Origin of the sequence: Thalassolituus sp. UBA2590, assembly GCF_002339775.1 — a bacterium.
In the GTDB taxonomy this organism is placed as follows: Bacteria; Pseudomonadota; Gammaproteobacteria; order Pseudomonadales; family Oceanobacteraceae; genus Thalassolituus.
In genome coordinates, this window is sequence record NZ_DDKU01000101.1 from 1 (window position 1) to 6,036 (window position 6,036).

At 50.5% G+C, this 6,036-nt stretch carries 5 protein-coding genes; 3 read left to right on the forward strand and 2 right to left on the reverse strand.

Features of this window, described 5'->3' with window-relative positions:
• The 3 genes from B2067_RS09150 to B2067_RS09160 all read left to right on the forward strand — a co-directional run.
• Positions 1–68: hypothetical protein (locus tag B2067_RS09150; RefSeq protein WP_201785216.1), on the forward strand; the 68-nt coding region annotated here is incomplete at its 5' end.
• 132 nt (positions 69–200) lie between these two features.
• Complete coding sequence (locus tag B2067_RS09155; protein ID WP_301388209.1) at positions 201–1,040, forward strand: hypothetical protein; 840 nt, start codon at positions 201–203, stop codon at positions 1,038–1,040.
• Entirely contained in the window at positions 1,030–1,719 is a 690-nt protein-coding gene (locus tag B2067_RS09160) for a rhomboid family intramembrane serine protease (protein ID WP_301388210.1), read from the forward strand. Before B2067_RS09155 ends, B2067_RS09160 begins: the two co-directional genes overlap by 11 nt.
• On the opposite strand, the gene B2067_RS09165 is transcribed toward B2067_RS09160, so the two are convergent.
• Together B2067_RS09165 and fusA are read right to left on the reverse strand one after the other, a co-directional pair.
• Positions 1,669–3,498, reverse strand: a complete 1,830-nt coding sequence (locus B2067_RS09165) for a hypothetical protein (RefSeq protein WP_301388212.1) — start codon at positions 3,496–3,498, stop codon at positions 1,669–1,671. The two genes, B2067_RS09160 and B2067_RS09165, sit on opposite strands and share 51 nt — an antisense overlap.
• Positions 3,499–3,639: 141 nt before the next feature.
• Entirely contained in the window at positions 3,640–5,727 is a 2,088-nt protein-coding gene (fusA, locus tag B2067_RS09170) for an elongation factor G (RefSeq protein WP_297530275.1), read from the reverse strand.
• Between the last annotated feature and the right edge of the window lie 309 nt (positions 5,728–6,036).

Here is a 6,036-nt window from a genome sequence, read left to right on the forward strand (position 1 = left end):
TGCGTTTCGCTATCCGTGAAGGTGGTCGTACTGTAGGTGCTGGTGTTGTAGCTAAAATCATCGAGTGATGAAGCTACCTGCATCGCCTCTGCGGTGTTGTGTCATCGATTTGATTTGTCACTTACATAAGTAAGCTCCTCATCAAATCGATAACACGGCCTGGCAGAGCCTTCTTCGGTAACACTTCCTCGAAGTGTGCGGTGAAGAAAGATGCAGAATCAGAAAAAGCCCGCTTCATGCGGGCTTTTTTGTGTCTGCTATTTGGCTTTCTTAATTACTCTTCAGGTAGGTCTTTGTGGTTTCCAGAGGCCAGTTTTTTCAGAAGTCCTGGGCTACAATGCTGTTTTGATCAGTATCGAAGTACCATGCCGTTAAGAACAAAGTACGATTATCGAATTGCAGATATACGCGTGGGCCGCATCATCATTGGTGTTCTCGTTGCTATTATTCAGTTGGTTGCCTACCAGGTTTTACAGCAGTACAACGCTGCGAGAATGGACTCTATAGATTCATGGGAGGTGGGTTTGCCTCTTGATGATGCGATTCCATTGATTCCAGAATTTGCGTTTATCTACTTTCTTTATATTCCGGGCCTGATCATTCCCGCCCTGCTCGATATGCCTTTTACTCTGTATCTTCGTTATGCGCTGTCGCTGGTGCTGTCCGTAGTGATTGCCTGCCTTTGTTTCGCATTTGTACCATTGAAGATCACCCATGAGGCGTTTATCTGTACTGACTGGACTTGCAGCGGACTGATGATGCTGCGTAGTCTTGATGCCGGGGTCAATCTCTTGCCGAGTTTGCATGCGTCTCAGACTTTATTGGCGGCGACGGTCATGGTTGTCGCCAGTCATATGCATGGTGTGCGAACTTTCTGGTGGGTGTGGAGCCTGTTTTTGTATTTGCCAATTATTGCCTCTACGCTGTTAGCTAAGCAGCATTACGTGGTCGATCTGTTGGCAGGGTTTTTAGTGGGCGTGATTACCTGGAAACTCGCACTTCTTTTTGTCGGTGAAGAGCCTGATCCCGATGCAGCTTAACTTTTTCAGAGCGCTGGCCAATGTGCTGGGGCTAACCTGGGCACGGGTGCGTTCTGATTTTCTGTCGCACTCATGGGTGACAATTACGCTCGGGATTACGGTAACGGCACTGATGTTCGTTCCTGAGGCGGATAACTATCTGAGGTTTGATCGCGCTGCCATTATTGAAGAGGGAGAGTGGTGGCGTACCTTTACGGCTGTGTTTGTCCACAGTTCCTGGGATCATTACCTCTGGAACATCATTGTGCTTCTGGCCAGTAGCCTTGTGTGTGAGCAGATAAACCGGCGGGCGTTTGTTATTTATCTTATCGCTGTGATTACGATAACGGCCGCTTATAAGCTGATATTGACTGCACCCGGCCACATATCCCTTGGCTTTAGTGGTGTGGCCTCAGGTACGTTTGTGCTCTTGCTGGTGTTGATTATTGCGGAGGGGTATCGAACCCGTGACTTCTGGATGATGATGGTTACCGCTGTTATTTTCGCTCTGTTTTCTGCCCATGAGCTTGGGTTTTTCGGTAGCGAGAGTGGCTGGGAAATGCTCACTGGCCACTCAATTGACGCGATGCCAGGAAAGAAAACCAAGCCAGCCCACATCCTAGGAATGATCACTGGCCTGGTGGTTGGCCTAGCTTACCTGATTACGTCTGCGATAAAGGCCAAAGCTTATAAGAGCTAACAGTGCGGCGAAGATTCCCAGGGAGTCTTTGTCTTCTTCAAAGTCGATGGTGTAGTCAGCGTAATAGGCGACAGCACTGTCGATCTCATCATACTTACTTATTGTCAGTACAGACGCGGTAGCTGTCCCTTCGCTATCTGTCGTGGTGAAATCAACATCGATCCGAGCGAGGCCATCTTCAAAATCCGCCTGATTTTCTACTGCCATATCTACTGGGAACGCTATATGTACATGGTCTGGTGTACAGGTGACGATAAGGCTTTCTTCGTTCAGAGCCGACGACGTGGATATTTGTATGCAGTCAAATTCGGCAGGGTAGATTTCTGATGAATCTGGGTCCAGTAATAAGTCCACGGTCAGATTGGTGGCTTTTTCAACACCGTCTGGAAGCTTGAGTCGGAGTGCAGCATATGGGTTGGACGGATATTCCAGAATAAGAATGGGCTCTACACCTGCACCTACGGGGGCCTGTGCTGCTGCTTCCAGGCTAATGCTGCTGGCGTCACTGAAGGATATGCTTCCGCCGGCAACAAGGCTTGTTGACTCTTCGCTGGTGAACATCAAAGGGAGGGTCAGCGGTGCTTCTGCCGATACACTTGCATCGGTGTTGCTGGCTGTCACGACGCCATCTGAGCAACTAGCGGTTGCCGTTCCGTTACCATTGAGTAGGCCATTATCAGATAGGGTCTCCGAATCTGAGCAGGTGAGGCTTCCTGTTTCCGCGGAGACACTTGTTTCAAGTGTAACGAAGTCTTCTTCTTGTGTTGCTGGGGGCCAGGCAGCAAGGGTTGCACCTGAGTCGCTGCGCGCCACTTCGAGGTAATACTTAGCAGATTGAGCAGGTGGAATTTCGACCGTTGCATTAGTCGCTTCAAGACCCTCACTGTCCAGGCGTTCGATAAGTAGTACTGTGGGCTCGTCACTCTCTGAAGCAATTACTTTGAAGACCACATGTGCAGCCGGTGTGGAAGTTTCGTCTCCGCTACGTGGGCTTATGCGAAGAATGCGATCCTCTGCCCGGTAGAAGCTGCCCAGTATCTCAGTACGGAACGCCATATTGCTGCTGGCGTCTGCCGGTAGATCTGCAGAGAGCGTCTCAACGTATTCCATATGCTCTGGAATATCACGGATGACAATGGCTTCACCTTCGGCCAGTTGCTGGGTGTCCATCCAGACAGTTACAAACTCTCCTTCGTTGAATACTCCGTTGCGAGATAACGTGTCGTGGGTAGTCACACCAGCATTGAGGCTAACTTCGGTCTCTTCCTGTGTCACGCCTGTGACCGTGACAGTGATGATCGCATAAGCGGTATCGGTACCGGTTGTGTATACCTCGAATGTCACCTCTTCAGTGACGCCTTCTTCAAGCGTGCTGAATTCGCCGTTGGTATCAAAGGTCACCGATGCGCCTTGATTGTCGGTGGCGGTGCCTTTTGTCGGGCTAACTTCGACGTAGATCTCACCATCGGCGGTGATGTCGGTACTGAGGATGGTCACTGTACTGTCGGAGTCGACATTCACTGCGTAATTTGGCGTTTCTCCCGGTCCATCTCCCGGGCCTTCACAGCTTTGTGGGTCCTGGCATTCGTCGATAGGAGGGCACTCCTGGCCATCGCAGGCGGGCGCTTCATTCTCGGGTGGAAGTTCACAGCTCTGATCAAAACATTCATCGGCTATGGGCTCCTGTGGGCAATCGATGCCGTCACAGTCGTTCGCGTGGGCCGACAGGCCATAAAGGCTAATTGCCAGCACAGCGGTGGGGAGGCTTCTTGATATCATTATTAACTTCCTCTGTGATTTGGCGAAATAATAATCAATCTGGCGTTATCTGTCTTCCCCCGTCAGGGTGAAATGTCAGCCAATAAAAAACCCCGCGTGGCGAACCAGGCGGGGTTTTTTCTGCGTTAGCAGTAAGTCAGATTACTTCTCTGCTTTACGTGCTTTCGCTTCTTCCATTACCTTGTCAGCGATCTGCTGTGGGCAAGGCATGTAGTGGCTGAACTCCATAGAGAACTGACCACGACCAGAAGTGATGGTACGCAGGTGGCCGATGTAGCCAAACATTTCAGACAGTGGAACGTCTGCTTTGATGCGAACACCAGTCGTGCCTGGCTCCTGATCTTTGATCATGCCGCGACGACGGTTCAGGTCACCGATAACATCACCCACGTTGTCTTCTGGAGTGAAGACGTCAACCTTCATGATAGGCTCAAGCAGCTGAGCGCCGGCTTTCGGCATTGACTGACGGAATGCACCTTTTGCAGCGATTTCGAACGCAACTGCAGAGGAGTCAACCGCGTGGTAACCACCGTCGAATACGTCGATTTCAACGTCCAGTACTGGGAAGCCAGCCAGTGGACCTTCTTCCATCATGCTCTTGAAGCCTTTCTCAATCGCAGGGAAGAATTCTTTTGGTACGTTACCGCCCACAACAGAGGTGTTGAATACGAAACCTGTACCTGGCTCACCTGGCTTCATGCGGTAATCGATCTTACCGTACTGACCAGAACCACCAGACTGCTTCTTGTGGGTGTAGCTGTCTTCGATCGCTGAAGTGATGGTCTCACGGTAAGATACCTGTGGAGCACCTACTTCCAGCTCAACGCCGTAAGTACGCTTCAGAATGTCGACTTTAATATCGAGGTGAAGCTCGCCCATACCTTTCAGGATGGTTTCGCCTGAATCTTCGTCAGTTTCAACCTGGAACGATGGATCTTCAGCAACCAGCTTACCGATCGCGATGCCCATCTTATCAACTGCGCCTTTGTCTTTTGGCTTAACAGCGATAGAGATTACTGGCTCTGGGAACACCATGGCTTCCAGAGTACATTCGTGCTTAGGATCACACAGGGTGTGACCAGTCTGAACGTTCTTCATACCAACAACCGCGATGATGTCACCGGCCTGTGCTGAAGTCAGCTCGCTCTTATCGTCCGCCTGCATTTCAACCATACGACCGATACGCTCAGTCTTGCCTGTGGCAGAGTTAAGTACGGTATCGCCTTTGTTGATCTTACCGGAGTAGATACGGATAAAGGTCAGGGCGCCGAAACGGTCGTCCATGATCTTGAACGCCAGAGCACGGAAAGGCTCGTCAGCAGATACGATAGCGTGCTCGCCAGTTGGGTTACCTTCTTCGTCGGTCAGATCCTGTGGATCAACTTCCGTTGGGTCTGGCAGGTAATCAACAACCGCGTCCAGAACCAGCTGTACACCTTTATTCTTAAAGGCAGAACCACAGTAGGTTGGGAAGAACTGCAGAGTACGGGTACCTTCACGGATGCAACGCTTCAGATCTTCGATGGATGGTTCTGTACCTTCTTCCAGGTATTCCATCAGCAGGTCTTCGTCTGCTTCCAGGGCGGTTTCGATCAGCTGTTCACGGTACATCTCAACGTCGTCAGCCATGTCAGCTGGAACGTCCTGAATTTCGTAGTTTTCTGGCAGGCCAGAGTCATCCCATACGTAAGCTTTTTTGCTCAGCAGGTCGACAACACCAACGAACTCGTCTTCGGTACCGATTGGCAGAACCATAACCAGTGGCCTAGCGCCCAGTACATTCTTAACCTGATCAACAACGCGGTAGAAGTCTGCACCCAGACGGTCCAGCTTGTTTACGAAGATGATACGGGATACTTCAGATTCGTTAGCGTAACGCCAGTTGGTTTCTGATTGAGGCTCAACACCGCCAGAACCACAGAATACGCCAATACCACCGTCCAGTACTTTAAGTGAACGATAAACTTCAACGGTGAAGTCAACGTGTCCAGGGGTGTCAATAACGTTCAGGCGGTGGCCTGCCCATTCACAGGTAACAGCAGCAGACTGAATGGTAATACCACGCTCAGCTTCCTGTTCCATGAAGTCAGTAGTGGATTCGCCGTCGTGTACTTCACCGGTCTTGTGAATTTTACCGGTCAGCTTCAGGATACGTTCCGTGGTGGTAGTTTTACCCGCGTCAACGTGGGCAAAGATACCTATGTTTCTGTATTTAGAGAGGTCTGTCATAACGTTACTCGGTTAGCAGAGTGAAATTTCGCGCGATAATGTACACGTTTTCGGCGGCGATTTCCTCACACTTTTGCCTGTAAGTCCAATTAAAGCGAAAAAACCTTCACCTGACGCCATTCTGCAGCTCAGCCTGTCTCGAGGTAACGACCTTTGTTGACAGGATTCCGCGCGCGCGTATGATGTCGGCTCTCATACATATATAGTCGGCTCGCCGGCAAGCTTTAGCATAAACCTTACAACCTGAGGGCCAAGACGGTGGCAAAGGAAACGTTTGAACGCTCAAAACCCCACGTAAACGTGGGTACT

Excerpts from the sequence above, each read along its gene's own strand:
- fusA (WP_297530275.1), bottom strand. The coding sequence starts at position 5,727 with ATGACAGACCTCTCTAAATACAGAAACATAGGTATCTTTGCCCACGTT.
- B2067_RS09165 (WP_301388212.1), bottom strand. The coding sequence starts at position 3,498 with ATGATATCAAGAAGCCTCCCCACCGCTGTGCTGGCAATTAGCCTTTAT.
- B2067_RS09160 (WP_301388210.1), top strand. The coding sequence starts at position 1,030 with ATGCAGCTTAACTTTTTCAGAGCGCTGGCCAATGTGCTGGGGCTAACC.